Annotated in this window: 25 protein-coding genes, 1 tRNA gene and 1 pseudogene; 18 read left to right on the top strand and 9 right to left on the bottom strand. The window is 59.3% G+C overall.

The annotated features are described in order from the left end of the window. Nucleotides 1-2 precede the first annotated feature (2 nt). The gene (locus NAP1_RS15830) at nucleotides 3-713 is read right to left on the bottom strand and encodes a LuxR C-terminal-related transcriptional regulator (protein WP_007164137.1); all 711 of its coding nucleotides are present in this window, start codon (nucleotides 711-713) and stop codon (nucleotides 3-5) included. A 332-nt stretch (nucleotides 714-1045) separates the two neighbouring features. On the opposite strand from NAP1_RS15830, the gene NAP1_RS04930 reads away from it, so the two are divergent. From NAP1_RS04930 to ribH, 6 genes and pseudogenes are all read left to right on the top strand, one after another. Continuing rightward, entirely contained in the window at nucleotides 1046-1276 is a 231-nt protein-coding gene (locus NAP1_RS04930; protein WP_206740587.1) for a hypothetical protein, read from the top strand. A 116-nt stretch (nucleotides 1277-1392) separates the two neighbouring features. Beyond that, nucleotides 1393-1468 (top strand) — tRNA-Lys (locus tag NAP1_RS04925). A gap of 140 nt (nucleotides 1469-1608) precedes the next feature. Further along, nucleotides 1609-3111: a DUF3336 domain-containing protein gene (locus tag NAP1_RS04920; RefSeq protein ID WP_007164135.1), complete on the top strand. Its 1503-nt coding sequence runs from the start codon at nucleotides 1609-1611 to the stop codon at nucleotides 3109-3111. An 87-nt stretch (nucleotides 3112-3198) separates the two neighbouring features. After that, nucleotides 3199-3516: pseudogene (locus NAP1_RS16775) on the top strand (transglycosylase SLT domain-containing protein); the annotation flags it as partial. Nucleotides 3517-4167: 651 nt separating this feature from the next. After that, nucleotides 4168-5415 carry a 3,4-dihydroxy-2-butanone-4-phosphate synthase gene (gene ribB / locus NAP1_RS16640; RefSeq protein WP_040464736.1) on the top strand — a complete coding sequence of 416 codons (1248 nt, stop codon included), beginning with the start codon at nucleotides 4168-4170 and terminating at the stop codon, nucleotides 5413-5415. Nucleotides 5416-5421: 6 nt separating this feature from the next. Continuing rightward, nucleotides 5422-5841 (top strand): 6,7-dimethyl-8-ribityllumazine synthase, encoded by a 420-nt coding sequence (gene ribH / locus NAP1_RS04910; RefSeq protein WP_007164133.1) that lies wholly within the window; start codon nucleotides 5422-5424, stop codon nucleotides 5839-5841. Between the two features lie 119 nt (nucleotides 5842-5960). On the opposite strand, the gene NAP1_RS04905 is transcribed toward ribH, so the two are convergent. After that, on the bottom strand, nucleotides 5961-6161 hold the full coding sequence (locus NAP1_RS04905) for a hypothetical protein (protein WP_007164132.1): 201 nt from the start codon (nucleotides 6159-6161) through the stop codon (nucleotides 5961-5963). Nucleotides 6162-6476: 315 nt separating this feature from the next. On the opposite strand from NAP1_RS04905, the gene NAP1_RS15825 reads away from it, so the two are divergent. Beyond that, a complete protein-coding gene (locus tag NAP1_RS15825) occupies nucleotides 6477-7088 on the top strand; it encodes a MarR family winged helix-turn-helix transcriptional regulator (protein ID WP_007164131.1) in 612 nt (203 codons plus the stop codon). A 77-nt stretch (nucleotides 7089-7165) separates the two neighbouring features. Here NAP1_RS15825 and eno read toward each other — a convergent pair whose 3' ends face one another. Beyond that, nucleotides 7166-8455 (bottom strand): phosphopyruvate hydratase, encoded by a 1290-nt coding sequence (gene eno / locus NAP1_RS04895; protein ID WP_007164130.1) that lies wholly within the window; start codon nucleotides 8453-8455, stop codon nucleotides 7166-7168. Nucleotides 8456-8646: 191 nt separating this feature from the next. On the opposite strand from eno, the gene NAP1_RS04890 reads away from it, so the two are divergent. The 6 genes from NAP1_RS04890 (at nucleotide 8647) to NAP1_RS04865 (ending at nucleotide 11577) form a co-directional block, all read left to right on the top strand. Further along, on the top strand, nucleotides 8647-9261 hold the full coding sequence (locus NAP1_RS04890) for a hypothetical protein (protein WP_040464734.1): 615 nt from the start codon (nucleotides 8647-8649) through the stop codon (nucleotides 9259-9261). 48 nt (nucleotides 9262-9309) lie between these two features. Then, on the top strand, nucleotides 9310-9756 hold the full coding sequence (locus tag NAP1_RS04885) for a phage holin family protein (RefSeq protein WP_007164128.1): 447 nt from the start codon (nucleotides 9310-9312) through the stop codon (nucleotides 9754-9756). Continuing rightward, nucleotides 9753-10133 carry a hypothetical protein gene (locus NAP1_RS04880; RefSeq protein WP_007164127.1) on the top strand — a complete coding sequence of 127 codons (381 nt, stop codon included), beginning with the start codon at nucleotides 9753-9755 and terminating at the stop codon, nucleotides 10131-10133. Before NAP1_RS04885 ends, NAP1_RS04880 begins: the two co-directional genes overlap by 4 nt. Then, nucleotides 10123-10740, top strand: a complete 618-nt coding sequence (locus NAP1_RS04875) for a hypothetical protein (protein ID WP_007164126.1) — start codon at nucleotides 10123-10125, stop codon at nucleotides 10738-10740. The genes NAP1_RS04880 and NAP1_RS04875 overlap by 11 nt, the downstream gene beginning before the upstream one ends. 98 nt (nucleotides 10741-10838) lie before the next feature. Further along, entirely contained in the window at nucleotides 10839-11069 is a 231-nt protein-coding gene (locus NAP1_RS04870; RefSeq protein ID WP_007164125.1) for a DUF4170 domain-containing protein, read from the top strand. 19 nt (nucleotides 11070-11088) lie between these two features. Beyond that, entirely contained in the window at nucleotides 11089-11577 is a 489-nt protein-coding gene (locus NAP1_RS04865) for a GNAT family N-acetyltransferase (RefSeq protein WP_007164124.1), read from the top strand. 19 nt (nucleotides 11578-11596) lie between these two features. Here NAP1_RS04865 and greA read toward each other — a convergent pair whose 3' ends face one another. The 5 genes from greA to carA all read right to left on the bottom strand — a co-directional run bounded on the left by greA (nucleotide 11597) and on the right by carA (nucleotide 17816). Continuing rightward, a complete protein-coding gene (gene greA / locus NAP1_RS04860; RefSeq protein ID WP_007164123.1) occupies nucleotides 11597-12073 on the bottom strand; it encodes a transcription elongation factor GreA in 477 nt (158 codons plus the stop codon). A 121-nt stretch (nucleotides 12074-12194) separates the two neighbouring features. Next, nucleotides 12195-15518, bottom strand: coding sequence for a carbamoyl-phosphate synthase large subunit (gene carB / locus NAP1_RS04855; RefSeq protein ID WP_007164122.1), 3324 nt, complete (start codon nucleotides 15516-15518; stop codon nucleotides 12195-12197). Next, a complete protein-coding gene (locus NAP1_RS04850) occupies nucleotides 15518-16051 on the bottom strand; it encodes a hypothetical protein (RefSeq protein ID WP_007164121.1) in 534 nt (177 codons plus the stop codon). The genes carB and NAP1_RS04850 overlap by 1 nt, the downstream gene beginning before the upstream one ends. Next, nucleotides 16048-16578, bottom strand: coding sequence for a hypothetical protein (locus NAP1_RS04845; protein ID WP_007164120.1), 531 nt, complete (start codon nucleotides 16576-16578; stop codon nucleotides 16048-16050). The genes NAP1_RS04850 and NAP1_RS04845 overlap by 4 nt, the downstream gene beginning before the upstream one ends. A gap of 59 nt (nucleotides 16579-16637) precedes the next feature. Further along, nucleotides 16638-17816: a glutamine-hydrolyzing carbamoyl-phosphate synthase small subunit gene (gene carA / locus NAP1_RS04840; RefSeq protein ID WP_007164119.1), complete on the bottom strand. Its 1179-nt coding sequence runs from the start codon at nucleotides 17814-17816 to the stop codon at nucleotides 16638-16640. A 148-nt stretch (nucleotides 17817-17964) separates the two neighbouring features. Between carA and NAP1_RS04835 the strand changes: the two genes are divergently transcribed. From NAP1_RS04835 to parA, 5 genes are all read left to right on the top strand, one after another. Further along, complete coding sequence (locus NAP1_RS04835; protein WP_007164118.1) at nucleotides 17965-18414, top strand: GatB/YqeY domain-containing protein; 450 nt, start codon at nucleotides 17965-17967, stop codon at nucleotides 18412-18414. A 9-nt stretch (nucleotides 18415-18423) separates the two neighbouring features. Further along, entirely contained in the window at nucleotides 18424-19185 is a 762-nt protein-coding gene (locus NAP1_RS04830; protein WP_156777204.1) for a hypothetical protein, read from the top strand. A gap of 47 nt (nucleotides 19186-19232) precedes the next feature. Then, entirely contained in the window at nucleotides 19233-21086 is a 1854-nt protein-coding gene (gene dnaG, locus NAP1_RS04825) for a DNA primase (RefSeq protein ID WP_007164116.1), read from the top strand. A gap of 72 nt (nucleotides 21087-21158) precedes the next feature. Beyond that, a complete protein-coding gene (gene rpoD / locus NAP1_RS04820; protein ID WP_007164115.1) occupies nucleotides 21159-23183 on the top strand; it encodes an RNA polymerase sigma factor RpoD in 2025 nt (674 codons plus the stop codon). A 176-nt stretch (nucleotides 23184-23359) separates the two neighbouring features. Further along, on the top strand, nucleotides 23360-24001 hold the full coding sequence (parA, locus tag NAP1_RS04815) for a ParA family partition ATPase (RefSeq protein ID WP_007164114.1): 642 nt from the start codon (nucleotides 23360-23362) through the stop codon (nucleotides 23999-24001). Between the two features lie 10 nt (nucleotides 24002-24011). On the opposite strand, the gene NAP1_RS04810 is transcribed toward parA, so the two are convergent. Then, a complete protein-coding gene (locus tag NAP1_RS04810; protein WP_156777203.1) occupies nucleotides 24012-24689 on the bottom strand; it encodes a hypothetical protein in 678 nt (225 codons plus the stop codon). Between the last annotated feature and the right edge of the window lie 30 nt (nucleotides 24690-24719).

The raw sequence follows: 24719 nt of genomic DNA, 5'->3' as shown, positions 1-24719 counted from the left end.
GCTCAAACCTTCACGAGCCCCATCCTGAGTGCTTTGACAACTGCTCCAACCCGATCAGACACGTCGAGCTTCGCGTAGATGCGTTTGGAGTAGGTCTTCGCTGTATCTGGCGAAATATCGAGGATTGTTGCGATAGCACTGAGCGACTTGCCGCGTGCCGCCCATGTCAGCACTTCCACTTCCCGCTCAGACAAGGCCGGTGCATCAAGCTTGTGTTCCACAAGGATCACCACACGCTGGTGGGCGACCTGCGACAGGCTTCTGATCATTCCGATCGATTCGGGCGCGACGTCGTCGACATGCTTCAAGAAATCGAAGCTGGCATAGGCATCTCTGGCATTGCGTCCGTAAAGCGGGATGCCGAAGCCATGGATGAGGTCATACTCCTTCATCTTGGCGAAATAGGCTTCCTGATCCGGAGTATTGTGCTGCCAGGACATCGCATCCTGCCAAGTCATCAAAGAGCCAAACTGCATGACACGACCAGGGATCGGATCGGTGAGCCGAAACTCCTCTTTCGCATAAAGTGCCATCCATTCGTCGCTGAAGCCGTGCGCATAAACAGCAGCTGTCCGCGAAGTCTGTTGATCGAACGCAGGGGTGACATGGTAGCTCATCCGAGCAGCGCCAGCCTTGATGGCTTGGTCGCGAACGTATGTGAGCACGTCGCTTATCTCTACCAAAGTTTCGACGTGATCGAAGTGCCGCTGCATTGTGACAAGATATCACACGTCACCCAACTAGGCGACTTTCCGTAGACGTAAAGATGCCCGATAAAGCATCAAGCTCTGAGGAGCTGGGCGTTCGGGTCGCACCCGCCGATTCGTCGGCCAATTAGTGAGCGCTCAAGTCCTGGCGGCAGGGGTGTCGTTCCCCCCATTACATGCGGCACCAACTGTCGTCAGGCATCTGTTTCTCTGCAATTCGACCATCGAGGCGTTTTATGTCACCTTCGAGAGTGCCTGTATTGCTGTCGCGGTTCGCAAACCGCTTCGCTAACCGCTCCTGTTTTCAGGAGAAATCTGCTGACAAGATGGCGGTCATGATGTCCGCCATCCATCTTCGCGAGATGAGCGGACAGAGCACCACGCTTCGCCAATTGCATCAAATCTCGGAAATGCCGCAACCCGAGGCACTCAACGTCATCGACCGCCTGCAGAAGGCCGGGATCGTCGAGATAACCACGAACCTGGGCGACGCGTTTGAATCGCAGATTACGCTCAATGATGCCACGCGCAGGCGTCTAGATCGCGCTTCGATGCGAGAGGCAGCATAGAAGTTCGCGATTAGACCTTTTCATCCGCGAACGGCGCGCTATATGCAGCGCCTCGCGTGATTCGGGACGCGGTCACAGACGCTCCCAGACACGTTTCCGATACGTCGATCGGATGTGGACGCATAGCTCAGTTGGTAGAGCAGCTGACTCTTAATCAGCGGGTCCTAGGTTCGAACCCTAGTGCGTCCACCACCACCCTTCCCCATCCTTCGCATCGCTAGATTAGGCTCAACGAGCCTTTTCGTGCTATCTCAATGCTGCAATGCAGCATGATTGCTGTGCTCAAGGATCGGTTCGCGCCCTGAAGGCGGGACCAGGAAGGGAATTCAACGATGCGGCTCGACAAATCCAGCCTCGAAAAAGCGATGAAGCAAGCTGAGAGTTACGATCAGTGGGCCGACTACGCCAAGCTCCACGACGAGGTCACCGGGCGGGATAAATGGCGCCGCTTTGAACAGAGCGAACGTTACGACTTCGCAGCAATCCGCTCCCGCCTGAACGAATTGCGCCTTTTGCGGGAGCGCGGCGACAATCACGAACTTCTGTTTGCGCTTCACGAAGGCATTCACGGTAACCTTGGCGGCATGGGCAAGCCTTCGATGTATGGTCACGCCAAGTTCGGCACCAAGAACCTGATCGAGGACTATATCGAAGAGCTCGCGCTTGCCCTTGAGCACTTGGCCTCGCCAGCTGCCGACGACATCGATCTCAACGAGCGCATCGATTTCTTCCACCGCGCCAGCGACTGTTTCGGCCACGCGGCCTTCATGATGAGCGGGTCAGGCTCGCTGCTGTTCTTCCATATTGGCGTCGTCAAATGCCTTCTGGAACAGGACCTGTTGCCGCGCGTGATATCGGGCTCCAGCGGTGGAGCAATCGTATCGACGCTCATCGGCACTCGATCGCGCGAGGATGCACTGAAGCTCCTCAACGCTGACGAGTTATTCGCACTCGGAGACGCTCTGCCATCCATCAACCGTGATGCTGGTTCACGAAGGCTGATGCCGCCGGAAGAATTGGACGAATACATCAACGCTGGCATCCCGGACCTGACGTTCGAGGAAGCGATGAAAGTGTCAGGACGCGAGATCAGCCTTTCGATTGCGCCTGCCGAGCCGCGCCAATCATCCCGCCTTCTCAATGCGATCACCACACCCAACGTTTACGTTCGCGAGGCTGCAAAAGCCTCGGCGGCCTTGCCCGGGGTTTACCCACCAGTGGTCTTGGCTGCCAAGAATGTCCAAGGGATGCGGCAGCCCTACCTGCCGGGCAGCCGTTGGGTCGATGGGTCGCTCAGCCAGGATCTGCCTGCCAAGCGCCTCACGCGGCTTTATGGCGTCAACTACTTCATCGTAAGCCAGACCAACCCTGTCGCCATGCCATTCGTCAACACCGACAAGGGTACCGGCACGCTGCGCTCGAAACTGTTCGACATCAATTTGCAGGGGTTCAAGCTGGCATCCAATGCGTGGTTCAACTTGCTAGAAAGACCTTTATCTTTAGTGAGCAAGCAACTCTACAATATGGCAAAAACGGCAAACGGGGTGGTTCAGCAGAACTACACGGGCGATATCAACATCGTCCCCGCCTCGCGCGTGCTCAACCCGCTTTCCGCTTTGTCGCAGCCATCGCTCGATCGAGCGGAGAAGCTTATTCGCGAGGGCGAGCTGGCGACATGGCCTCTCGTGGAGCGCATCCGCACTACAACCCGCATCAGCAGGCTGCTTGAAACCATTATCGCTGACCTCGAAGCCGAACGTGCGAGCCTTGGCAGAACGCGCCGCAAGCAAGTTGCCGCATCGACCAAAGCGCGCCTGAAAGCGGCGAATGGTTAGCGCTTTGAACTGCAAATGGGTTACTCGAAGGTAAAGCTGGTGCTACGTCAGTAACCCCTTAACTTCTGGCCGCTTACGCCAGAAATTATGGGGCGCTGGCTGGCAATCTGGAACATCCTATTTGTGATGTTGTTTCTCGGGGGCGCTGCCCCGAGCCACGCGCAATCAGTGCCCACCTCGTACAGTGCCGCTAACACACCGCACTTCGCACCATTCGCAGCCGACCTCCGTTCGCCCATCGGCCGGGACTTGCAGACCAGGAACAAGGTGCGGTCCGCCATATGGGCGGCATCTCAGCATACGGGAGTCGATTACCGCTACCTTCTTGCTAAGGCCCAAATAGAATCCGGCCTCAATCCAGATGCAAAGGCGCGCGGATCGACCGCTACCGGGTTGTATCAGTTCATCGAGACCACCTGGCTCGTCAGCCTTGATCGTTATGAGGCACAGCTTTTCACTTCACTTCCCATACGCGGAACGAACGGCCAGGCTGGACTGTCGCGGCGAGCGAAGCTTGCGCTTAGAGACGATCCGCGCATGTCGGCCATGATGGCTGCGGCCTACACCCTTGAGAACGGGCGCGCCCTTCGGAGCGTCTTGGGACGTGAAGCGGTCTCAAGAGAACTCTACCTCGCTCACTTCCTTGGAACAGGAGGTGCGAAAAGGTTTCTGTCCGCATGGCTCCGCAATCCACACGCTTCGGCTGCATCGCTTTTCCCGCGAGCTGCACGATCAAACCGTCCAATTTTCAGCGACCGACGCGGGCAAATGCGCTCGCTCGATCAGGTGCTGCGATATATTGACGTCAAATTGATGGAAGCCAGCAAGCTCACCATGGGCAAGATCGAAGCGGGTCTGGCAAAGCTTAGTGATTGCCAGATTATTATTTTGGTAGAGGGTTTTAAACGGGTAACTGAAGAAACTGCCGAAACCTGTGATGGTGAGACACCCGCGAGCTATACCGCACCGCGATCAATCGGTAGAGGAACACTCGCTGTGAGCGGGGATCACATTGCACTCCCTTGCCATCACATCGAAATGTGCTATTTGTCGAGAATGAGCACATCAACAATCACACAGGTCCGCGAGCTCGTTGAGACGGGCGCTTACACGAAGGCAGGAATTGCCCGGGCTGCCGGGCTTCACGCCAACACGCTACGCGATGCAAGCGAGCCTGACTGGAACCCGACAGCCGAAACCCTCGCCAAACTCCAGCGATTCCTGGACGCAAATGACGACAGTCCTGTGCTCGTCGGGATCGAAGAGATCATCGACGAAGCGCGCAATGGCCGCATGTACATTCTCGTTGATGACGAAGATCGCGAGAATGAAGGCGATCTCATCATTCCGGCGCAAATGGCGACACCCGCCGCTATCAACTTCATGGCGACGCATGGCCGTGGCTTGATCTGCCTGGCGCTCGACAAAGGCCGCGTGGACCAGCTCGGCCTTGATCCGATGAGCCGGAACAACAAGGAGAGCATGCAGACCGCCTTCACTGTCTCGATTGAGGCAAAAAAGGGTGTGACCACCGGGATATCCGCTGCGGACCGCGCCCGCACGGTGTCGGTGGCGATCGACGCAACAAAGGGGGCTGATGATATCGTCACCCCAGGCCATGTTTTCCCATTGATGGCACGCGATGGCGGGACGCTGGTAAGGGCAGGACATACCGAAGCTGCCGTCGACATCTCACGATTGGCGGGGCTCAATCCATCCGGCGTGATTTGCGAGATCATGAACGAGGACGGGTCGATGGCGCGGCTCGACGACCTTGTCGACTTTGCACGCAAGCACAGCCTCAAGATCGGCACAATCCGGGATCTGATTGCATATCGAATGCGAAACGATCATCTGGTCGAACGCATCGACGAGCGCAGCTTTGAGAGCGATTACGGCGGCCAGTGGCGCCTCATCACCTACACGAACAAGGTTTCGGGCGGAGAAGCGTACGTGCTTCAAAAAGGCCATGTCGTGCCCGGAGAGCCCACCCTCGCCCGCGTGCACCCAATCTCGGTGTTTGACGACGTCCTGGGCCAGCCCGGGCCACGCAAACGTACGTTGCAGCGCGCAATGGGCGCAATCGGTGAACATGGATCCGGCGTCATCGTGATCCTGACCAATCGCATCGGAGGCGATGAATGGACCCGAGATGAGCAGGATCGCAACATCGGTATCGGCTCGCAGATCCTTGCCGATCTTGGCGTTCACGATATGGTGTTGCTCAGCAATACGCGGCCCGAACTCGTAGCTCTCGACGGTTACGGCCTTACCATCACCGACCACATGCCGATCCCGGAGTAAGCCCACATGGCCAAGTTTCTCATCGTAGAAGCGCGTTTCTACGCGCATCTCAACGACATGCTTATTTCTGGCGCGCGCAGCGCCCTGGAAGCTGCCGGGCATGATGTCGAAGTCATCACCGTTCCCGGCGCGCTCGAAATTCCCGGCGCTATCGCAATGGCTGCGGAGTCGGGAGAGTTTGACGGATTTGTGGCAATCGGCGTCGTCATCAGGGGCGAGACCTACCACTTCGAGATCGTCGCCGGTGAAAGCGCGCGCGCGATCATGGCATTGACGATGGACGGTATCGCGATTGGCAATGGCATTCTGACCGTCGAAAACGACGACCAGGCGCTGGTGCGCGCCGATCCGGACCAGAAGGACAAAGGCGGCGAAGCTGCGAAGGCAGCCATCGCTCTGCTCGATCTCGCCGCACGCTTCGGCTAAGTATTAAAACGGATACAGTTTTAGAGAAGGCGCAAGTATTTCCGAAAAGTCGCCGGGTCGCTACCGGTGGGCCTGTTCGTTCAGGCCCGCATGACAAATGGGATACTACCGTGCTTCACTTAACGCTGAACGAACTGGACGAGCTGAAAGATAGCATCGTCACCCTGGAAGATGTCCTGCGCGCGCTTGATCGGATCGGCGCTGGGATCGCTGCCATCCACGTTGATGCTGCGATCAATCAGCTCAAGAACAATTTGGAGATCGTGGCTGAGGACATAGGCTGCGCTGACTTCGATCTTGAGGGGTGCCCCAGCGAACAACGACTGAGCTCACGATAAGCCTGCAGACTCGATCGCCCGTAGATTTTCCAACCATTAAAACTACTTACGGGCTAATCCGTAATGAAACCCCGGCGCGGTTAATCTAGATCGTTGCGCGGGGGCATTTGGTCATGACGATCAGCCAGTCTTGGTAAGCGCCCCCTGGGAGGTCTTGATGGCGCTTTCACGCACTAGTGTGCTCGACCCTAATCGCCGACTGATGCGGGCCGTTAGGCGCAACACCGCTCGGACTTTGCAAACTCACTGCATTGAGCTGTTTGGCTTGCAGTGGCTGCGCCAGGCAAAGAGCGGCGCATGAAGGAGGGCACAGACAATCGCTTCCTGGCTAAGCTAACCCCTCGCGAACGGACGGAGATGATCCGGCAGGAAGCCAATCTGAGCGAACTCGCTCGCCAGCTTCGGGCCATTGCTGAAACGCTATCTGCGGCTGATGGCGGCGGAATAGCTGAGCCCTCCACCACCAGCCTTCGCAGTATCTCACCCGCTCAACCTGCTCGAGTGACGGACCCGCTCTATGACCCTGCCTACGGACCATCGAACAGTCTGCGAGATATTCAGCACTTGCGAACGATCTATGCTGAGTTCGCACGTGAAGCCTACACGATGCGCCGTCGGCGTGGGACGATATTCGACAATCAGGAACTCTTTGGAGAGCCCGCGTGGGACATATTGCTCGACCTCTACATTGCCCATGTCGAGAGAAAGACCGTCTCGGTTTCAAGCGCATGCATCGGATCGGCGGCCCCTCCAACAACCGGACTGCGCTGGCTTGGCGTGCTGACCGAAGAAGGACTAATCGTGCGGGAGCATGATCCGGAAGATCAACGCCGGGTCCTGGTGCGCCTGACGGAGCGAGGCCTTGCAGCGATGGACGAACACTTTGCGAGCGCGGGTCCGTCTGCTTGACGACCCGCTAACTTGAGCGCCCGGACCTCCTACCCTCACCCCTGAAACAGGAGCGTCCGGGCGCATCTTTCGAAAAATCAGGCGGAAAGCGACCCAAAACACCCGCGTCCGGCATATTCAGCGCTGTCTCCCAGCTCTTCCTCAATGCGGATGAGTTGGTTGTATTTCGCAAGCCTGTCGGAACGGGCCAGCGACCCGGTTTTGATCTGACCGCAATTGGTAGCAACGGCCAGATCCGCGATGGTCGCGTCCTCGGTCTCGCCCGACCGGTGGCTCATGACGCTGGTGTAGCGTGCGCGGGTCGCCATATCGACCGCAGCCAGCGTCTCGGTCAAAGTCCCAATCTGGTTCACCTTGACCAACAGGGAGTTGGCCAGCCCCTTTGCAATCCCGTCGGAAAGGCGCTCCGGGTTGGTTACGAAGAGATCGTCACCCACCAATTGGACGCGATCGCCGATCGCCTTGGTTACAGCTGCCCAACCTTCAAAGTCGTCCTCGCTCATGCCATCCTCAATCGAGCGGATGGGATAATCGTCGCACAGTTTGGCGAGATAATCAGCCATGCCCTGGCCATCGAGGCTGAGGCCTTCGCCAGAGATTTCGTACTTGCCGTCGCGGAAAAACTCGGTCGCAGCGCAATCCAGCGCCAGAACAATATCTTCGCCCGGTTTGAACCCGGCCTGCTCGATCGAAGCCATGATGAAGTCCAGCGCCGCCCGAGTGCTCGCAAGGTCGGGCGCAAAGCCCCCTTCGTCGCCAACGCTCGTCGCAAGTCCCTTGTCAGAAAGTCCTTTTTTCAGCGTGTGGAATACTTCGGAACCCCACCGCACGGCTTCGGCAATCGATTCCGCGCCAACCGGCATGACCATGAATTCCTGAATGTCGATCGGATTGTCGGCGTGCTCACCGCCGTTGATGATGTTCATCATAGGCACCGGGAGAACATGCGCGGCGACACCGCCGAGATAGGAATAGAGCGGAAGGCCCCTCGCATTGGCTGCCGCTTTCGAAACGGCAAGGCTGGTCCCGAGGATTGCGTTTGCGCCAAGACGCCCTTTGTTGGCAGTCCCATCAAGCGCGATCAGCGAAAGGTCGATATCGCGCTGATCCTCAGCATCGAACGCACCGATCAAAAGGTCGCGAATCTCAGTGTTCACCGCCTCGACCGCCTTGAGTACGCCTTTGCCCTTATACCGGTCCTTGTCGCCATCGCGCAGCTCAACCGCTTCGTGGGCGCCAGTCGACGCGCCAGACGGTACTGCAGCTCGTCCAAAACTGCCGTCATCGAGCAAAACATCCACTTCGACCGTGGGATTGCCCCGGCTATCGAGAATTTCACGTCCATGGATGTCAATAATGGCGGTCATGTTTGCGCTCCGGGTCGAAAGTGTTGTATAAGCATAAGACACCCGGAGAGCTGTATTTCCGGGCGGCCACTACGATTTTCCCGGCAACCCCTATGCGCCGGAGGAAGAGCGTGCAAGCGGCCTCGGAACACAACGAGCATTTGCGTGTATTCTCTATGGAATTACGCGCAAAGGAAGGGCAAAAGACATTCATGGCTGAGAGCAAAACCACAAAAACCCCCGCCAAGACCCCGGCAAAGGGGTCAACCCGTAAGAGCACCGGAACCAAGAAGGCTGCACCGAAGAAAACCGGTGCGACCGCTGCGAAGGCCGCAGAGCCTGAAACAACAACCGGCACCGCAGAAGCCAAGAGCCGCTTCAATGCTGCCCTCGAGGAAGCCAAGGCAGGCGCCGCGGCCCTTCGTGCCGAAGCCGGCTCACGCGCTGGCGAATATCGGGATCAGGCAAAAACCAAAGGAGACGGTCTCGTGAGCGACGCCAAGGCATATGGCGAAAAGGCGCGCACCCGCGCAGGCGAACTCGCCGGTGAAGCAAAGTCAGGCGCAAGTGACGCGATCTCTTCGCTCGGCAAGGTCGTTGGCGAAACGGCCGAACAGATCGATGAGCGCTTTGGCGAGCAGTACGGCGACTACGCCCGCTCCGCTTCGCGCAGTCTTGCTGAAACTTCGGCAAAGCTCGAATCCAAGAGTGTTGAAGAACTCGGGGACGACGCACGCGAGATGGTGCGTAAGAGCCCAGGAGTCGCTGTCGGCATCGCCGCTGTCGCAGGCTTCTTGCTGGCCCGCCTTTTCCGCGGGTCGCGTTGATCAACTGCGAGCGCATTTTGCGTGCTTGGAACATTGAGGGGGCGTTGAATGGATGACGCAGACCGGCACCCGGGCGCGGGGCACTCAGACGATGCCGCGCCCGATCCGGCAGGCGACATCGAGGCTCCACAATCAGGCGATGGCGAGATCGAAGACACCCTGATCGAGGAAGCCTCCGCGATCATCGACGATGCGCGCACTTACGCTGAAGCAGAAATCGCGTTTCAGAAGACGCGCGCGAAGCTGGCTGGTCGATTGGTCGGTGCATCGGCTGGCCTTGTCATCGTCGCACTTATCCTGCTGCACATCGCGCTCCTAGCATTGGCGGTAGGTCTGGTCATCGCGCTTGAACCAGTCGTGACGATCTGGGGAGCGATTGCAATCGTGGTGGGCGGATTGTTGCTCATCACGGGACTGCTAGGATGGATGGCGATGAAGCGTGCCAAGAAGTTGAGCGCCCTGTTCTCATCTTCGGAAAAGATCGAAGACCAATGAGCAAACTCGAACAACGCCTGATCGAAGACCGCGAGCTGCGCGATGCGGCTCGCGCGAATCTGATGGCCGAAATCGAGCATGCCAAGGAGGCCTTCTCCGCAAAGGGAGTGTTTGGCAGGGTCGGCGGGCGCATTGGGGACGGAGCGAAAGACGTACTCGAGGTTGCCAAGTTCCAGGCAGAGGACAAGCGCGGTATCCTCGCCCTCCTAATCGGCGCGATCCTTCTCTGGCTCGGACGCCAGCCTCTCCTTGAAGCCCTCGGCCTCGACGAAGAAACGGACACTGCCCTTCCCCAGACAGCAGAGAGCGAAGATGCGCCCTCTGCTCCACTTACCCCCGACGACGACGACATACCCGGAGATAACAATGAGCGATGACCCCACGGCTTCTGCCCCTAGCGAAGACACTCGCCGCGACGAACTTCGGATGAAGATCGAGGCCAGCGAGCGCCGCATTGCTGAACGCGATGCAGCAGACCAGATCAAGGAAGCAGCTCAGGCCGCGGCAAACTATACGCGCGAGAATCCACTTACCGTAATCGGCGGCGCAGTCGTTGCTGGCGTACTGATCGGGTTGATGACGGCGCCAGGTCGGCGCGTTGCAAGCCGAGCAGCAACTGGCGCGGTAAGCGCCATTGGAACCGCCGCAACCCGTTCGCGCCGCGCTGCTGAAGACCTGGGTGATGACGCCGCGCACGTTGCGCGCGAAACGAAGGCTGAAGCGTCGCGCATCAGCAGCTTTCTGCAAGACGCCGTCATTGCATTCGGTATCAAGCTGATCGACGACGTCACCGGTGCAGCACAATCGGGTCAAGACGCGATCGAAGACATCAGCGAAAGCGCTGGCGCAAAGGCAAGGCGTCTGCGACGCGAAGCACGGCATCTGGCTGCGAATGTAGCGGACAGCTCGCTTACAACGGGCCGTCGGACGCGACGGCGTGCTGAACGAGCCGTCCGAGACCTTACCGGTCGAGGTCGCGGCTGATCGCAATTCTGGCCTGCGGGTTGAATTGCAGGCGCGGTCCGTTAAAGGGGCGCGCATCGGCGCGGTTTACGCGCCACCACTCCCCAGGGATAACGTAAATGGAAGAAACAACTCCAGGCCAGAAGCTCCACCTCGTGATGGGTGGACGCGTCACTGATCCGCGCGGCCATGAATTTGCCGATCCGGAAAGCGTTCACGTTGTCGGCGTTTACAGCTCGTACGACGCGGCAGTCGACGCCTGGCGCGCACAGGCCCAGCGCACTGTTGACGATGCCGAGATGAAGTACGTGGTGGTGCACATTCACAAGCTTCTGACCCCGGACGCCTGATCGGCGCGGCGAGAGGATCATGGCATACGCTATCCGTGATTACCGCGATGGCGACGCCCCAGCCCTCGCCGATTTGACCCTCGCGGCAATCCGCAGCATCGGATCACACGGCTATTCAGAAAAGCAGGTTGAGGCATGGGCTGCGCGCCATCCCGGTGCGCAGCGCTTCAGAGCGCGTGTAGAAGAAGGCCACCGAATCTTTGTTGCGGCAGACGCCGACGATTGCCCGGTAGCTTACACGCTACTCGAGCCCGATGGCCATTTGGACATGCTGTATTGCCACCCTGAACACACCCGCCGGGGGCTGGCGAATGAATTGTTGGCCCAAAGCGAAGCTTACGCACGCGGCATCGCAATCACTCGCCTTTACACCGAGGCGAGCGAACTTGCTCGGCCAGCCTTCGAACGCGCGGGATATGAGGTCATGCACCGGCGCGCCTTCGAAATCCCTTATGGGGACGAAGCCGTGCCGATCCACAACTACGCAATGGAAAAGTGTCTCAGTTGAGGCACTTATCAGTGCTTGATCAGATGAACTCGATCTTTTCGACGAGGTAGAACTTGTCGCCCGAAGGAACGGTTACCTCAATCTCTTCCTCGACTTGCTTGCCGATCATCGCACGTGCAAGCGGCGAGGAATAGGAGATCCGGCCTTTCGCAGCATCCGCTTCGGTCTCGCCGACGATCTGGTACTTGATCGGCTTGTCGTCTTCGTCGAGCAACGTCACCGTCGCGCCGAAGATGATCCGGTCACCTGAGAGCGTCTTGGGGTCGATGATCTGCGCGCGGCTGATCTTGCCCTCGAGATCGCCGATCTGCGCCTCGACCTGGCCCTGGCGCTCCTTGGCAGCGTGATATTCGGCATTTTCCGACAGGTCGCCATGCGCGCGAGCTTCCTCGATCGCATCGACGATCCGGGGGCGTTCTTCCCGAAGCGCCTTCAGGTCGGTGGTCAGACGCTCGTAACCCTCCGCGAGCATCGGAACCTTTTCCATCGTAGCCATTCCCGTTTCTTTCTACCTTGCGCCCCTCTTCGACGATTCCACCGAGGAAATTTCGACCGTGGCCGCTCGCTCTTGAGCGGTTGATGTGCAGTCGAAATGTCGGGAGGGACGTACGTTTAGCTCAGCTATAATAGTCTTGCAGCGAACGGACTTCAAGTTGCGAAGGTTTTATCGCCGCAATTGCGGCTGCTGCCGCCTTGGATGCTGCAGCTGTCGTGTAATACGGAACCTTCTTTTCGAGCGCGGTCGCGCGGATCGATTTCGAATCGAGCAGCGATTGCCAACCTTCCGTCGTGTTGAAGATCAGCGCCACTTCTCCGTCGATGATCTTGTCGACGATATGCGGCTGACCTTCGGCAACCTTGTTCACCGGTTCAACCGCAAGGCCCTGTTCCGAAAGATACTTCTGAGTCCCAGAAGTCGCGATGATATGGAACCCGTGCTCGATCAACTGCTTGACCGCAGGCACGATCGCGGACTTGTCCGAATTCTTGACCGATACGAAGACAGTGCCCTCGGATGGAGGGACCATCCCTGCTCCGATTTGCGACTTGAAGAAGGCCGCCTCGAAGTTGTTGTCGATGCCCATCACTTCGCCAGTCGATTTCATCTCTGGCGACAGGACCGGGTCGGCTCCGGGGAAACGGCTGAAGGGGAAGACGGCTTCCTTGATCGCCATGTAGTCGAGATCGCGCTTGAACGGCTCGAACTCTGCAAGCATTTCGCCCGCCATCACGCGCGCCGCGATCTTTGCGACGGGTTGCCCGATGGCCTTGGCGACGAATGGGACCGTACGGCTCGCGCGCGGGTTGACTTCGATCAGGTAGACCTCGCCATCTTTTACGGCGAACTGCACATTCATCAGGCCACGCACGCCAAGAGCGCGAGCAAGCGCTTCGGCCTGACGCTCCATCTCCTCGATGATGTCGGCAGACAGTGAATAGGGTGGCAAAGTGCAGGCACTGTCGCCCGAGTGAACGCCTGCTTCCTCGATATGCTGCATCACGCCAGCAATGCGCACTTCCTTGCCATCGCAGAGCGCGTCGACATCGCACTCAATCGCGTCGCGCAAATATTGGTCGACCAGCACCGGGCTCTCACCCGACACGGTCACAGCAGTGTTGATGTAGTCATCGAGCTGCGCTTCGGAGTCTACGATCTCCATCGCGCGCCCGCCGAGCACGAATGACGGGCGCAGCAGCACCGGATAGCCGATCCGCGCTGCGACAGCTGCGGCCTCGTCACGGGTGTAGGCGATGCCGTTATCGGGTTGCTTGAGCTTAAGTTTGTTGACCAGCTTGGCGAAGCGTTCGCGATCTTCGGCGTGGTCGATCGCGTCGGGACTGGTGCCAAGGATGGGAACGCCCGCATCCTCCAGCGCCTGCGCAAGCTTGAGCGGAGTTTGGCCACCGAACTGCACGATGACGCCGACAAGCTCGCCTGCCTCCTGCTCAACCCGCAGGATTTCGAGCACGTCTTCGGCAGTGAGCGGCTCGAAATACAGGCGGTCTGAGGTGTCGTAATCGGTCGAAACGGTCTCGGGGTTGCAGTTGACCATGATCGTCTCGAAACCCTGCTCGGCCAGTGCGAAGCAAGCGTGGACGCAGCAATAGTCGAACTCGATCCCCTGCCCGATACGGTTGGGCCCGCCACCAAGGATGACGATCTTACGCCGGTCCGAAGGCATCGCCTCGTCCTCCGCCTCGCCGAAACTAGGTGCCTCATATGTCGAGTACATGTAGGGCGTGATTGCCTCGAATTCAGCGGCGCAGCTGTCGATCCTCTTGAACACTGGCGTCACGCCGAGCTTGTGTCGAAGCTTGCGCACTTCGTCCTCGCTTGTCGCACCAGCCATCGCCTGAAGAGCATCATGCAAGAGGCCAGAACGCTTGGCCTGCGTCTCCCCAAGCCCGCCGGCCACCCCGACCGAACGCACGGCGAGCGTCGCAAGGCGTTTATCCGAGAAGCCCATTGCTTTTAGCCGCCGCAGCGAAGCAGCATCGCGCGGCAAGCCATCGGCCTGCACTTCGCGCTCGGCCAAAACGATCCCTTCGATCTGGCGCAGGAACCACAGGTCGTAGCCGGTCACATTGTTGATGTCCTCGACGCTCAGCCCCTCGCGCATCGCCTGCGCTACCTTAAGCAAGCGGTCGGGTGTGCGGCGAGAGATCGCGGCGGTGATCACGTCGCGCGCTACACCTTCAAGCTCGGGAACGCGGTTGAAGCCATCGAGGCCCGTTTCCAGGCCGCGCAGTGCTTTCTGTACGCTCTCCTGGAAATTGCGACCGATGGCCATGACCTCACCGACCGACTTCATCGCGGTGGCTAGCAGCGGCTCTGCGCCCTTGAACTTTTCGAATGCGAAACGCGGGATCTTGGTGACGACATAGTCGATAGTTGGCTCAAAACTCGCCGGGGTCGCGCCGGTGATCTCGTTCGTAATCTCATCTAGCGTGTAGCCCACGGCCAGCTTCGCCGCGACGCGTGCGATGGGGAAGCCTGTGGCCTTGGATGCGAGAGCCGACGACCGCGAAACACGCGGATTCATTTCGATCACGATCAGGCGACCGTCCGCCGGATTCACAGCGAACTGCACGTTCGACCCGCCCGTCTCGACACCGATCTCGCGCAGCACTTCGATGCTGGCGGTGCGCATGATCTGATATTCCTTGTCGGTCAGCGTCAGCGCGGGTGCGACCGTTATGGAATCGCCGGTATGCACGCCCATCGGATCGACATTCTCAATCGAACAGATGATGATGGCGTTATCCGCGCGGTCGCGCACGACTTCCATCTCGTATTCCTTCCAACCAAGGAGAGATTCCTCGATCAGAACTTCTGTCGTCGGCGATGCATCGAGGCCTTCGCGAACGATCCGATCGAACTCCTCCTTATTGTACGCGATGCCACCGCCCGTACCGCCAAGCGTGAAGCTGGGACGGATAATCGCCGGCAGACCTGTGCGCTCGAGCACGTCGCGCGCTTCGTCGACCGTATTCGCAACACCGCTGCGCGCGCTTTCGAGGCCGATCTTGTCCATTGCCTCGCGAAAGCGCTGGCGGTTTTCGGCCTTGTCGATCGCGTCGGCCTTAGCGCCGATCATCTCCACACCGTGCTCTGCCAGAACGCCCATTTCATCGAGCTTAAGCGCGCAGTTCAGCGCGGTCTGCCCGCCCATCGTCGGCAGGAGAGCGTCCGGCTTTTCCTTGGCGATGATCTTCGCGACGATCTCCGGCGTGATTGGCTCGACATAGGTCGCATCGGCAAATTCCGGGTCGGTCATGATCGTCGCCGGATTGGAGTTCACCAGGACTACCCGGTAGCCCTCCTCCTTCAGCGCCTTGATCGCCTGCGTGCCCGAATAGTCGAACTCGCACGCCTGGCCGATGATGATCGGACCAGCGCCAATGACAAGGATGGAGGAAATGTCGGTGCGTTTGGGCATCAGCTGTTGTTCTCTTCTGTGCTGGCTTCTTCTGGTCCATCCGCCTCAGGCGGGGCGGCTGAATGTCTGGAAAATTCAACTTCGATGAGGCGCATGTTCGGCAGCTGCCGCTCGCAACCTGAAGTTATCACGTCGCTTAGTTGAACAGGCGCACCCCTTACGCGGTAAAGCGCTGGGTCACGCCCCATGAAGAACGCGCCATCCTCATCGACAGGCTGCTGCATGAACTGAGCGACAGCGGTCGAGGTTTCATTGGTGGTTTGATTGATCCGGGTACCTGACGTCTCGTCATTGTAAGAGACCGAAAGCTGCTGGATCGCCTCTAGCTCGAGCTTCGTCACGTCATAAGTATAGGTTGGTACCCACAAGGCCCCATCATCGAGGGCATCGAATTCTTCGGAGCGCGATTTGTTCGCAACGCGCTTGAGGCAGGCCTCGACTCCTTCCACTCCCACGCGGGGATCCTCGTCGTTGAACAGCTCACAGCCCGACAAGGCTGCGAGCGAAACCATAGCTGCTGCGACCCGCATCATCCCTCTTCTCCCGTGTTCGGTTCGAATGCGTAGGTGATCTTGGTGTAGCGATAGACGTAGGGCAGCGGATCGATCGTCGCGATAGAGCTGCCATAGATGAAGGTGCAATTGCGGCGAATGTCGATCAGCCGCTCGCCATCGCGCACGAGAATGTAGCTGAGCACATAATGTTCGCGCTCACGCGGGCGGCGTCCGACGACGTCGAGCTGGCGCATGGTGTCGGAGTAATCGCGCAATCGGTCCTGATCGCGGTAGCCTTGCTGTGAGCGCGTGTCGGCGACCGACGCGTGGCGCGCATCTGGGTCGAAGTCTGCTTCGCTGAAGAACCCGTCCGCCGCGACAATCCGGCAATCCATGCGGCCCGCGACCGGCTTGGTGGTGTCCTCGCGAAACAGGATTGGCCGCCAGAATGCGAGCACAGGCAGACCGCTCTCGCCCGCTTCGATCGTGATGCCGCCATTGCCTTGGAACGCCACGCCATCGACGATCTCAGCGCCGGGCCATTCCGAAGATGGCGGCGGCGTCATCGCCGGGTTTTGGGCGGCCGTGTGAGCCGCTAGAAAAACAAACGTGGCGAACAGGGCTCTCACCCTAGCCCCCCGACAAACTTCTCGAACAGGTAAAAGCTATCCTGCGGCCCCGGACTCGCCTCCGGGTGATACTGCACACCGAACGCGTTCTTGCCCTTTACCGCAATCCCGCAGTTCGAGCCGTCGAACAAGCTCACATGGGTCTGTTCGAGTGTGTCGGGCAAGGTGTCCGCATCGACCGCGAATCCGTGGTTCATGCTGGTGATCTCGACGAGGCCGCTCGTCTCACCCCAGCTCTCACCAACGCGCTGCACGGGATGGTTCGCGCCGCGGTGGCCCTGGTGCATCTTGGTGGTCTTCGCGCCTGCTGCGAGCGCGAGCATCTGGTGGCCGAGGCAGATGCCAAAGATCGGCATATCCGCATCGAGCAGCGCCTTGATCACCGGCACCGCATACTCGCCTGTCGCCGCTGGGTCGCCCGGACCGTTGGAGAGGAACACGCCATCGGGCTTTAAGGCCATGATGTCGTCAAAGCTGGTGCGAGCGGGCACGACTGTCACCTTTGCCCCCGCCTTCACAAGGTTGCGGAAGATGTTGTCCTTCGCGCCATAATCGATCGCGACTACGTGCGGACGATCCGACGTGCCCTCGACATAGCCGAAGCCGAGCTGCCAGTGACCACCCTTCCAATCCTCCGCCGCTTCGCGTGAGACGTTGGGGACGAGGTCAAGCCCCTCGAGCCCGCTCCAGTCCTGAGCCTTGGTCAGCAATGCGTCGATGTCGAACTCACCCGACGGCGAATGCGCAATCACCGCGTTCGGAGCGCCATTCAGGCGAATACGGCGGGTAAGCGCACGGGTGTCGACGCCCGACAGTCCGATCTTGCCGTGGCCCGCCATCCACTGAACGAATTCGTCGCGCGCGCGGAAACTGGAATGCGGGGTCACTTCCTCGCGAACGATGCAGCCTACCGCGCCGAGCCCGCGGCTCTCCACGTCTTCCTCGTTCGCGCCGACATTGCCGATATGCGGGAAAGTGAAGGTGACGATCTGGCTGTCATACGAGGGATCGGTCATCACCTCCTGGTAGCCGGTCATCGCGGTGTTGAAGCAGACCTCGCCCACCGCATCGCCGACAGCGCCAAAGCCCTTGCCCCAGACGACCGTTCCGTCGGCCAGGACAAGACAACCCGTCGCACCTTTTGGCTGCGCAGGACGAGAGGGAGCAGAAGCCATTCGGGGCTCTCCGTTGAAGGTGTTTCCAGCAATGTCGCTAAGTCTCATCCGCTAGGCTTGCGCATCCCCTGCGTCAACCTATCTCGCGGGGGATAGTTGAGCTATTGCGCCGACACCGACAAACCATCCACAAGAAAGACCATTTGCCATGATCCGGGACGACATCAAGGCCGCCACCATCACCGCCATGAAGGCGAAGGAAAAGGATCGCACCGCGACGCTCCGCCAGATCAGCGCCAAGATCAAGGACCGCGACATCGAAGAGCGCACCAGCGGCAAGGACATCCCGGACGACGAGCTTGTCACCAGCGTTCTGCAAAAAATGGCGAAGCAGCGGCGCGAGTCGATAACCATGTATATTGACGGTGGTCGTGAAGAATTGGCCGAGAACGAACGCGCCGAACTCGCAATTATCGAGGAGTTTCTGCCTCAGATGATGAGCGAGGAAGAAACCAAGGCCGCTATCGCCGAGGTCAAGGCAAGCATTGGCGCCGATTCCATTAAGGATATGGGCCGCGTCATGGCGGAACTAAAGGCTCGTCACGGAAGTAAAATGGACATGAGCACCGCGAGTGCTCTCGTCAAAAACAGCTTCTAGGAGCCTCAAATGTCCACCCACCGTTTCGCTAGCGCCCTTGTCGGGGCATCCTTGCTCGTCCTCGCTGCCTGCGGTGGTGACAACGGGGACACCGCCGAGCTCGAAGTCGCTACCACGGACGGTGAAGCGGCAGCGTTGCCCGATGCTATCGATCCGGGCGACTTCGGCGAACTCGAGCTGGGCGCAAAGATCGTCGGACCGCAGGGACCAGAGGTGAAGAACTCGCTTTCGAATGAAGCTGGCATCCTTGCCGACATCACATCCTATGTCGCCTGCCCAGCTGGAATGGAACAATGCGATCCGGCCAGTGCACCCGAAGGCACGGTCTACACCTATGTCCACACGGTCTATCCGGGCGAAGACATGGACCCGGCCACGGGCGCAGGCGACGGACCTGACGATATCGACGTCGAGATGGCGACCGCCTTCAAGATGATCGCGCCCGCTCTCGGTTTCACCGGTAATGCGGGCTTCTCGAAGGCCGGTGCGGTCGCAGCCGCGGGCGATAGCGTTCAGGTCGTCATCACATGCGACGACACAGGCGCGCTCATCTGGACAGTGAATGCAGGCGACGGCGGAAACCAATGGGAAGACGCTGAGCCGCTTACCTTCTACTGGCAATCGACCCTTCCACCGGCTGGCCCAGCCCCGCACTACGAAATCCGCGCAAATGGGGTTAGCGGTACCGGCAACGGTCCCTATCCCGGCGTCGATCCCGAAGCCACTAATGCATGCGCGGCTATCAATGCACAGGCTGCTCCACAAAGCTGAGGCGCCTGCGTCTTGAATGATGCTCGCGCTGGGCGCACAGTCCAACAATGGCAATCACCCCGCAATGGAAGGACGAGCTGCGCGCGCGCATTACGCTGTCGAGCGTGATCATGCGCACGACCAAGCTTACCCGCGCGGGTCGTGAGTGGAAGGCGTGCTGCCCCTTTCATGACGAGAAATCGCCGAGCTTCTACGTCAACGATCAGAAGAGCTTCTATCATTGCTTTGGCTGCGGCGCGCATGGCGACGTCATCAGCTGGATGACTGAACAGCGCGGGCTGTCCTTCATTGATGCTTGCAAGGAACTGGCGTCCGAAGCAGGCATGGAAGTCCCCGCGCCTGACCCTGTCGCAGCGAAACGCGCGGAAAAGCGGGCCGAACTGGTGGACGTCACCACCGAAGCGCAGGAATGGTTCGTTCAAAACTTGCGTGAGGAAGTCGGGCGAGAGGCGCTCGACTACCTCAAGAAGCGTGGGCTGAAACCGGAAACGCTGCGCGAATTCGGCTTCGGTTACGCGCCAGAGAGCAAGCAGGCCCTCCCAAATGCCCTGCCCCGTTTCGAAGATCAGATGCTTGTCGAAACGGGCATGCGCATCCGCACCGATGACGGCACGACCTACGACCGCTTTCGCGGCCGCGTCATGCTGCCAATCCAGGATACTCGCGGCAGGGTGATCGCGTTTGGCGGGCGTATCCTCGGTAAGCGCGAGGGCGTGGCGAAATACCTGAACTCGCCCGACACGCCGCTCTTCGACAAGGGGCGCAACCTCTACAACATTCACCGCGCCGCGCCCGCTTCGCGCCAATCGGGCCGGGTCATCGTCGTCGAAGGCTACATGGACGTCGTCGCGCTGGCCCAAGCCGGCTTCGAGGACGCGGTCGCGCCGATGGGCACCGCGCTCACAGAGATGCAGCTCGAGATGCTGTGGCGAATGGTCGAGGTGCCGGTGCTTTGCTTCGATGGCGATGCAGCGGGACAGAAGGCGGCGATGCGGGCCATCGGGCGCGCTCTGCCCTTGCTGGCGCCGATGCGATCACTCGGTATCGTAACGCTTCCGACCGGTCTCGATCCAGACGATCTGATCAATGAACAAGGTCCCGGTGCGATGGAAAAGCTCCTCGCTCAGCCGATGAGCCTTCTTGATTTCCTGTGGCAGGCAGAGCGCGATGCGCAACCGCTCGCAAGCCCCGAGGCAAAGGCCGGGCTCAAGGCAAGGCTGATGGCGCATGTCGATACGATCGAGGATCGCGACATCCAGGCGCTCTATCGACGTGAGTTGCTCGACCGTTTCTCAGCTTTTGCTTTCCCACCGCGCGAACCTCGGCAACGCCAGCAGAAGGGCGCATGGCAAAGCTTCAAGGCTGTACCAAAGGGCCTCTCTCCGGAGGCAAGATCCACGCTTCAACGCGCCATGGGTGGCGGTCAGCGCGCGGGTTTCCAGTCCGCGGTAATTGCTGGCCTTATCCGTTTTCCGGAAGAGATCGAACGCCATTCAGAAGCGCTCACTCGTCTCGCCCGGCTTGACCCAGATGCCGCACCTGCAATCGAATCGTTGATTGAATTGTCAGAAACGCTTGATTCGCAGGCGCCAAGCGCCATATCTGACCGACAAGGCCATCCTGCCCCACCGGAAGACCAACGTTTCGCCTTTCTCAGAAAAGGCACACCACCCGGTGAAGCGCGCGAGGAATTGGCCGAAGCTGTGTCGCTTTTGGCGCAAAAACCGGCGCTCGAAGCCGCTATGGCGGCGACGATAGCCCGGTTTGACGAGGATCCGGAGGGTTCTTTTGCTGAACAGGCGCGCTTGCGAGAACAGCTCACAACAGTTGAAGAGCGTTTGAAGGCATTCGGGCGCAAAAAGGCCGGTAGTCCGGCTGAACAGGATTGGGCCAGCGATTGACGCTGGTGTGGGATTAAACATCGCGCGGCCTCGCTGACATGAGGTTGCCGGACAATGGATTGACAGATTTGTATGGCCTCGACTGCTAAAGCCGCCGACAAAGACGACGCACCGCTTATCGATCTCAATGAAGCTTCAGTGAAGAAGCTGATGACCAAGGCCAAGAAGAAGGGCTACATCACGTATGATGAGCTCAACGCGGCCTTGCCGTCGGGCGAAATGAGCCCCGACCAGATCGAAGACATCCAGACCGCGCTTTCCGAAATGGGCGTCCAGATCGTCGAAAACGACGAAGAAGCCGAGGCCGAGGCTGAACAGGAAGCCGAAGTCGAGGAAATGTCGGTCGAAGGCGAGGCCGAGAAGAAGAAAGACACCAAGGCTGCTGCCAAGCCCGCCGCGAAGAAAACCGGCACCGGTGAGCGCACGGATGACCCGGTTCGCATGTATCTACGCGAAATGGGCGCGGTCGAGCTGCTCAGCCGCGAAGGCGAAATCGCTATCGCCAAGCGTATCGAAGCTGGCCGCGACATGATGATCATGGGCCTGTGCGAGAGCCCGATCACCTTCCACGCGATCATCCAGTGGTCCGAAGCTCTGAATTCCGAAGACATGCAGCTGCGCGAGATCCTCGATCTCGACGCTATGCTTTCGAAGGAACCGCCCCCTGACAAGATGGAGGAGGAGAACGAAGACGACGACGGTGAGATCTCAGAAGAAACCGCCGGCCCGACCATTCGCGACGATGACGAGGACGATTCTGACGAGAGCGAAGACGGTGAAGACGGCGAAGAAGGCGCATCCAAGAAGGATGACGAGGAAGAGGAAGACAACACCCTCAGCCTTGCCCAGATGGAAGCGGCCTTAAAGCCCGACGCGATCGAGCGTTTCGCCCGCATCACCAAGCTGTTCAAGACCTTCGAGAAACTTCAGGCGGAGCGCGTCGAAACTCTTGCAGCGGGTAATGAATTCCCGAAGGCGAAGGAAAACAAGTACGAAAAGCTCTCGGAAGAGCTGACCGCCGAAGTTGAAAGCGTCCAGTTCCACGCGACCAAGATCGAATTCCTGGTCGACAACCTCTACGCCTTCAATCGTCGCCTGACCGCTCTTGGCGGCCAGATGCTGCGTCTTGCCGAACGTCACAAGATCAAGCGCATCGACTTCCTCAAGTCCTATGTAGGCAACGAGCTCGACGATAGCTGGATTGCTGCCAACGCCAAGAAGGACAAGAAGTGGGCCGCCTTCGCCGAGAAGGAAGAGGCCGCGATCGAACGCATCCGGACCGAGATCACCGACATTGCCGCGCAGACCGGCATGGCGCTTCCCGAGTTCCGCCGCATCGTGAACATGGTGCAGAAAGGCGAGCGCGAAGCACGTATTGCGAAGAAAGAAATGGTCGAGGCGAACCTGCGTCTCGTGATTTCCATCGCCAAGAAATACACCAATCGCGGGCTGCAATTCCTTGATCTTATTCAGGAAGGCAACATCGGCCTGATGAAGGCCGTCGACAAATTCGAGTACCGTCGCGGCTACAAGTTCAGCACTTACGCGACATGGTGGATCCGTCAGGCGATCACCCGTTCGATTGCCGACCAGGCGCGCACTATCCGCATCCCGGTCCACATGATCGAGACGATCAACAAGCTGGTCCGCACTTCGCGCCAGTTCCTCCACGAGGAAGGCCGCGAGCCCACGCCGGAAGAAATGGCAGCGCGCCTCTCAATGCCACTCGAAAAGGTTCGCAAGGTGATGAAGATCGCCAAGGAACCGATCAGTCTCGAAACGCCGATTGGCGACGAGGAAGATTCGCATCTGGGCGATTTCATCGAGGACAAAAACGCCGTCATCCCGGTCGATGCCGCGATTCAGGCAAACCTCAAGGAGACCGTCACTCGCGTCCTCGCCTCGCTGACCCCGCGCGAAGAGCGTGTGCTGCGCATGCGTTTCGGCATCGGCATGAACACCGACCACACTCTCGAAGAGGTCGGCCAACAGTTCTCGGTGACGCGCGAACGAATCCGTCAGATCGAGGCGAAGGCGCTGCGCAAGCTCAAGCACCCGAGCCGCAGCCGCAAGATGCGCTCCTTCCTCGACCAGTAAGAACAAAAAGCTGCCTCGCGACTTTGAGTTTCGAGGCAGCTTTCGTTTTGGCTAGGAGGGCGCGCCTCCATCCGCACCGTAGCCGCGTTTTTCCCTAGCTTTGTGGGAAACTGGCACTCGCCAAGCTCACCCGTTTGCTCTAATTATTGTGCAGCGCAGCAATTCGGGGTTCGCTCATGACGACAATTATCGCAATCGCCAGCCAGAAAGGCGGGTCGGGTAAGACCACGCTCGCAGTCCATCTTGCGACGCGCGCAGCGGTTGCGAAACATGAAAGTTGCGTGATCGACACCGATCCCCAGGCGACCGCCGCGACCTGGAGCGATTGGCGCGGCGACTTTCTGCCCGTGGTGGTGACCGCGCCCCCAGCCCGCCTTAATCGAACAATCGAGAGCGCCAAGAAAAACGGCGTCGACTTCATCGTCATCGACACCCCTCCCCATGCCGATGCTGCCGCACGCGAAGCGATCAAGGCGGCCGACATCGTGCTCGTACCGACCAAGCCTCGCGCCTTTGATCTAGCAGCGCTCGAGCCCATTGCTGATCTGGTCAACTTTGCAAAGACGCCCGCCTACGTGGTGCTCAACGCGGTCCCTTCAGGGGCGACAGTCTTGGCGGAGGAAGCCAAAGGCACCGCGAAAGCAATGAAGCTCGACATCTGCCCGGTCCAATTGGGCGACCGCGCCGCGTTTCACCGCTCGTCGGCCAAAGGCGAAACTGCGGCAGAGATTGACCCTGAAGGCAAGGCAGCAAAGGAGATCGAGGCTTTGTGGAAGTGGCTGAACAAGACAGTCAAGAAAGCCAAGAAGAAGAAGTGATTGGACCGCTTCAATAGCGCCGGTTCAAATCATCCTCGTAGCTTCGTGGAAATAGCCCGTATTTTAGCTTGAACTCGTCGGGAATGACCGGCTCAGGAGCACGCGCAAGACGCGCGAGACGACGCTCTGTCTGGCGTAACTCTTCGCTCGGGACTTCGGACCATTCGATCGTGTTGCGCGAAGTGAGCGCGAAATCGCCAGCATAGGTAACCGCGCCCGCCCGAACCTCGAATGTCGGCGCTATCACGCCGTAACCGCGACTGGGACGTGATATCTCTTCGCGTCCAAACAGACCGGGCGCATCTATCAGGCAGCGCTCGTCCTCGGCCGGCACCTTTGGGCACTCCATACCGTGTCCGACAAGGCGATATGTGCCTGGTCGCAGCTGATAGGCGTGGACTTTATACTTGAGCGTATCGTTGCCGAAGGCGATCAGCCCCTGCTTGCGCTCGAAACGCACGACATCGGCGTCGTTGGCTACATCCCCGCCCTCTCGCAGGAAAAAGACGTCCAGCGGCTCATCGAGGTAAATCTCGCTGCGGATTGAGATTACAACCGCGCCAAATCCATCATCAAGCGCGGACGCGCGTGACACCCGCTCGGCTTCGACACCCGGCTCAGCGTCCAGCTTTTCCCACGCAGGCATGGCGAGCACGAGGCAAAGTCCGATGGGTAGTATTGACCGCATGCTAAGGAAATGACTCACAAATTCCTCCGG

This window comes from Erythrobacter sp. NAP1 (genome assembly GCF_000152865.1).
Classification (GTDB): Bacteria; Pseudomonadota; Alphaproteobacteria; order Sphingomonadales; family Sphingomonadaceae; genus Erythrobacter.
Note: the sequence above shows the minus strand (reverse complement) of the source record. Positions and strands in the feature narration are given on the sequence as shown.

Bases quoted from the DNA above. Each gene is read 5' to 3' on its own strand.
- NAP1_RS15830 (WP_007164137.1), bottom strand. From the start codon at position 713: ATGCAGCGGCACTTCGATCACGTCGAAACTTTGGTAGAGATAAGCGAC.
- NAP1_RS04930 (WP_206740587.1), top strand. From the start codon at position 1,046: ATGTCCGCCATCCATCTTCGCGAGATGAGCGGACAGAGCACCACGCTT.
- NAP1_RS04920 (WP_007164135.1), top strand. From the start codon at position 1,609: ATGCGGCTCGACAAATCCAGCCTCGAAAAAGCGATGAAGCAAGCTGAG.
- ribB (WP_040464736.1), top strand. From the start codon at position 4,168: ATGAGCACATCAACAATCACACAGGTCCGCGAGCTCGTTGAGACGGGC.
- ribH (WP_007164133.1), top strand. From the start codon at position 5,422: ATGGCCAAGTTTCTCATCGTAGAAGCGCGTTTCTACGCGCATCTCAAC.
- NAP1_RS15825 (WP_007164131.1), top strand. From the start codon at position 6,477: ATGAAGGAGGGCACAGACAATCGCTTCCTGGCTAAGCTAACCCCTCGC.
- eno (WP_007164130.1), bottom strand. From the start codon at position 8,455: ATGACCGCCATTATTGACATCCATGGACGTGAAATTCTCGATAGCCGG.
- NAP1_RS04890 (WP_040464734.1), top strand. From the start codon at position 8,647: ATGGCTGAGAGCAAAACCACAAAAACCCCCGCCAAGACCCCGGCAAAG.
- NAP1_RS04885 (WP_007164128.1), top strand. From the start codon at position 9,310: ATGGATGACGCAGACCGGCACCCGGGCGCGGGGCACTCAGACGATGCC.
- NAP1_RS04880 (WP_007164127.1), top strand. From the start codon at position 9,753: ATGAGCAAACTCGAACAACGCCTGATCGAAGACCGCGAGCTGCGCGAT.
- NAP1_RS04875 (WP_007164126.1), top strand. From the start codon at position 10,123: ATGAGCGATGACCCCACGGCTTCTGCCCCTAGCGAAGACACTCGCCGC.
- NAP1_RS04870 (WP_007164125.1), top strand. From the start codon at position 10,839: ATGGAAGAAACAACTCCAGGCCAGAAGCTCCACCTCGTGATGGGTGGA.
- NAP1_RS04865 (WP_007164124.1), top strand. From the start codon at position 11,089: ATGGCATACGCTATCCGTGATTACCGCGATGGCGACGCCCCAGCCCTC.
- greA (WP_007164123.1), bottom strand. From the start codon at position 12,073: ATGGCTACGATGGAAAAGGTTCCGATGCTCGCGGAGGGTTACGAGCGT.
- carB (WP_007164122.1), bottom strand. From the start codon at position 15,518: ATGCCCAAACGCACCGACATTTCCTCCATCCTTGTCATTGGCGCTGGT.
- NAP1_RS04850 (WP_007164121.1), bottom strand. From the start codon at position 16,051: ATGATGCGGGTCGCAGCAGCTATGGTTTCGCTCGCAGCCTTGTCGGGC.
- NAP1_RS04845 (WP_007164120.1), bottom strand. From the start codon at position 16,578: ATGACGCCGCCGCCATCTTCGGAATGGCCCGGCGCTGAGATCGTCGAT.
- carA (WP_007164119.1), bottom strand. From the start codon at position 17,816: ATGGCTTCTGCTCCCTCTCGTCCTGCGCAGCCAAAAGGTGCGACGGGT.
- NAP1_RS04835 (WP_007164118.1), top strand. From the start codon at position 17,965: ATGATCCGGGACGACATCAAGGCCGCCACCATCACCGCCATGAAGGCG.
- NAP1_RS04830 (WP_156777204.1), top strand. From the start codon at position 18,424: ATGTCCACCCACCGTTTCGCTAGCGCCCTTGTCGGGGCATCCTTGCTC.
- dnaG (WP_007164116.1), top strand. From the start codon at position 19,233: ATGGCAATCACCCCGCAATGGAAGGACGAGCTGCGCGCGCGCATTACG.
- rpoD (WP_007164115.1), top strand. From the start codon at position 21,159: ATGGCCTCGACTGCTAAAGCCGCCGACAAAGACGACGCACCGCTTATC.
- parA (WP_007164114.1), top strand. From the start codon at position 23,360: ATGACGACAATTATCGCAATCGCCAGCCAGAAAGGCGGGTCGGGTAAG.
- NAP1_RS04810 (WP_156777203.1), bottom strand. From the start codon at position 24,689: ATGCGGTCAATACTACCCATCGGACTTTGCCTCGTGCTCGCCATGCCT.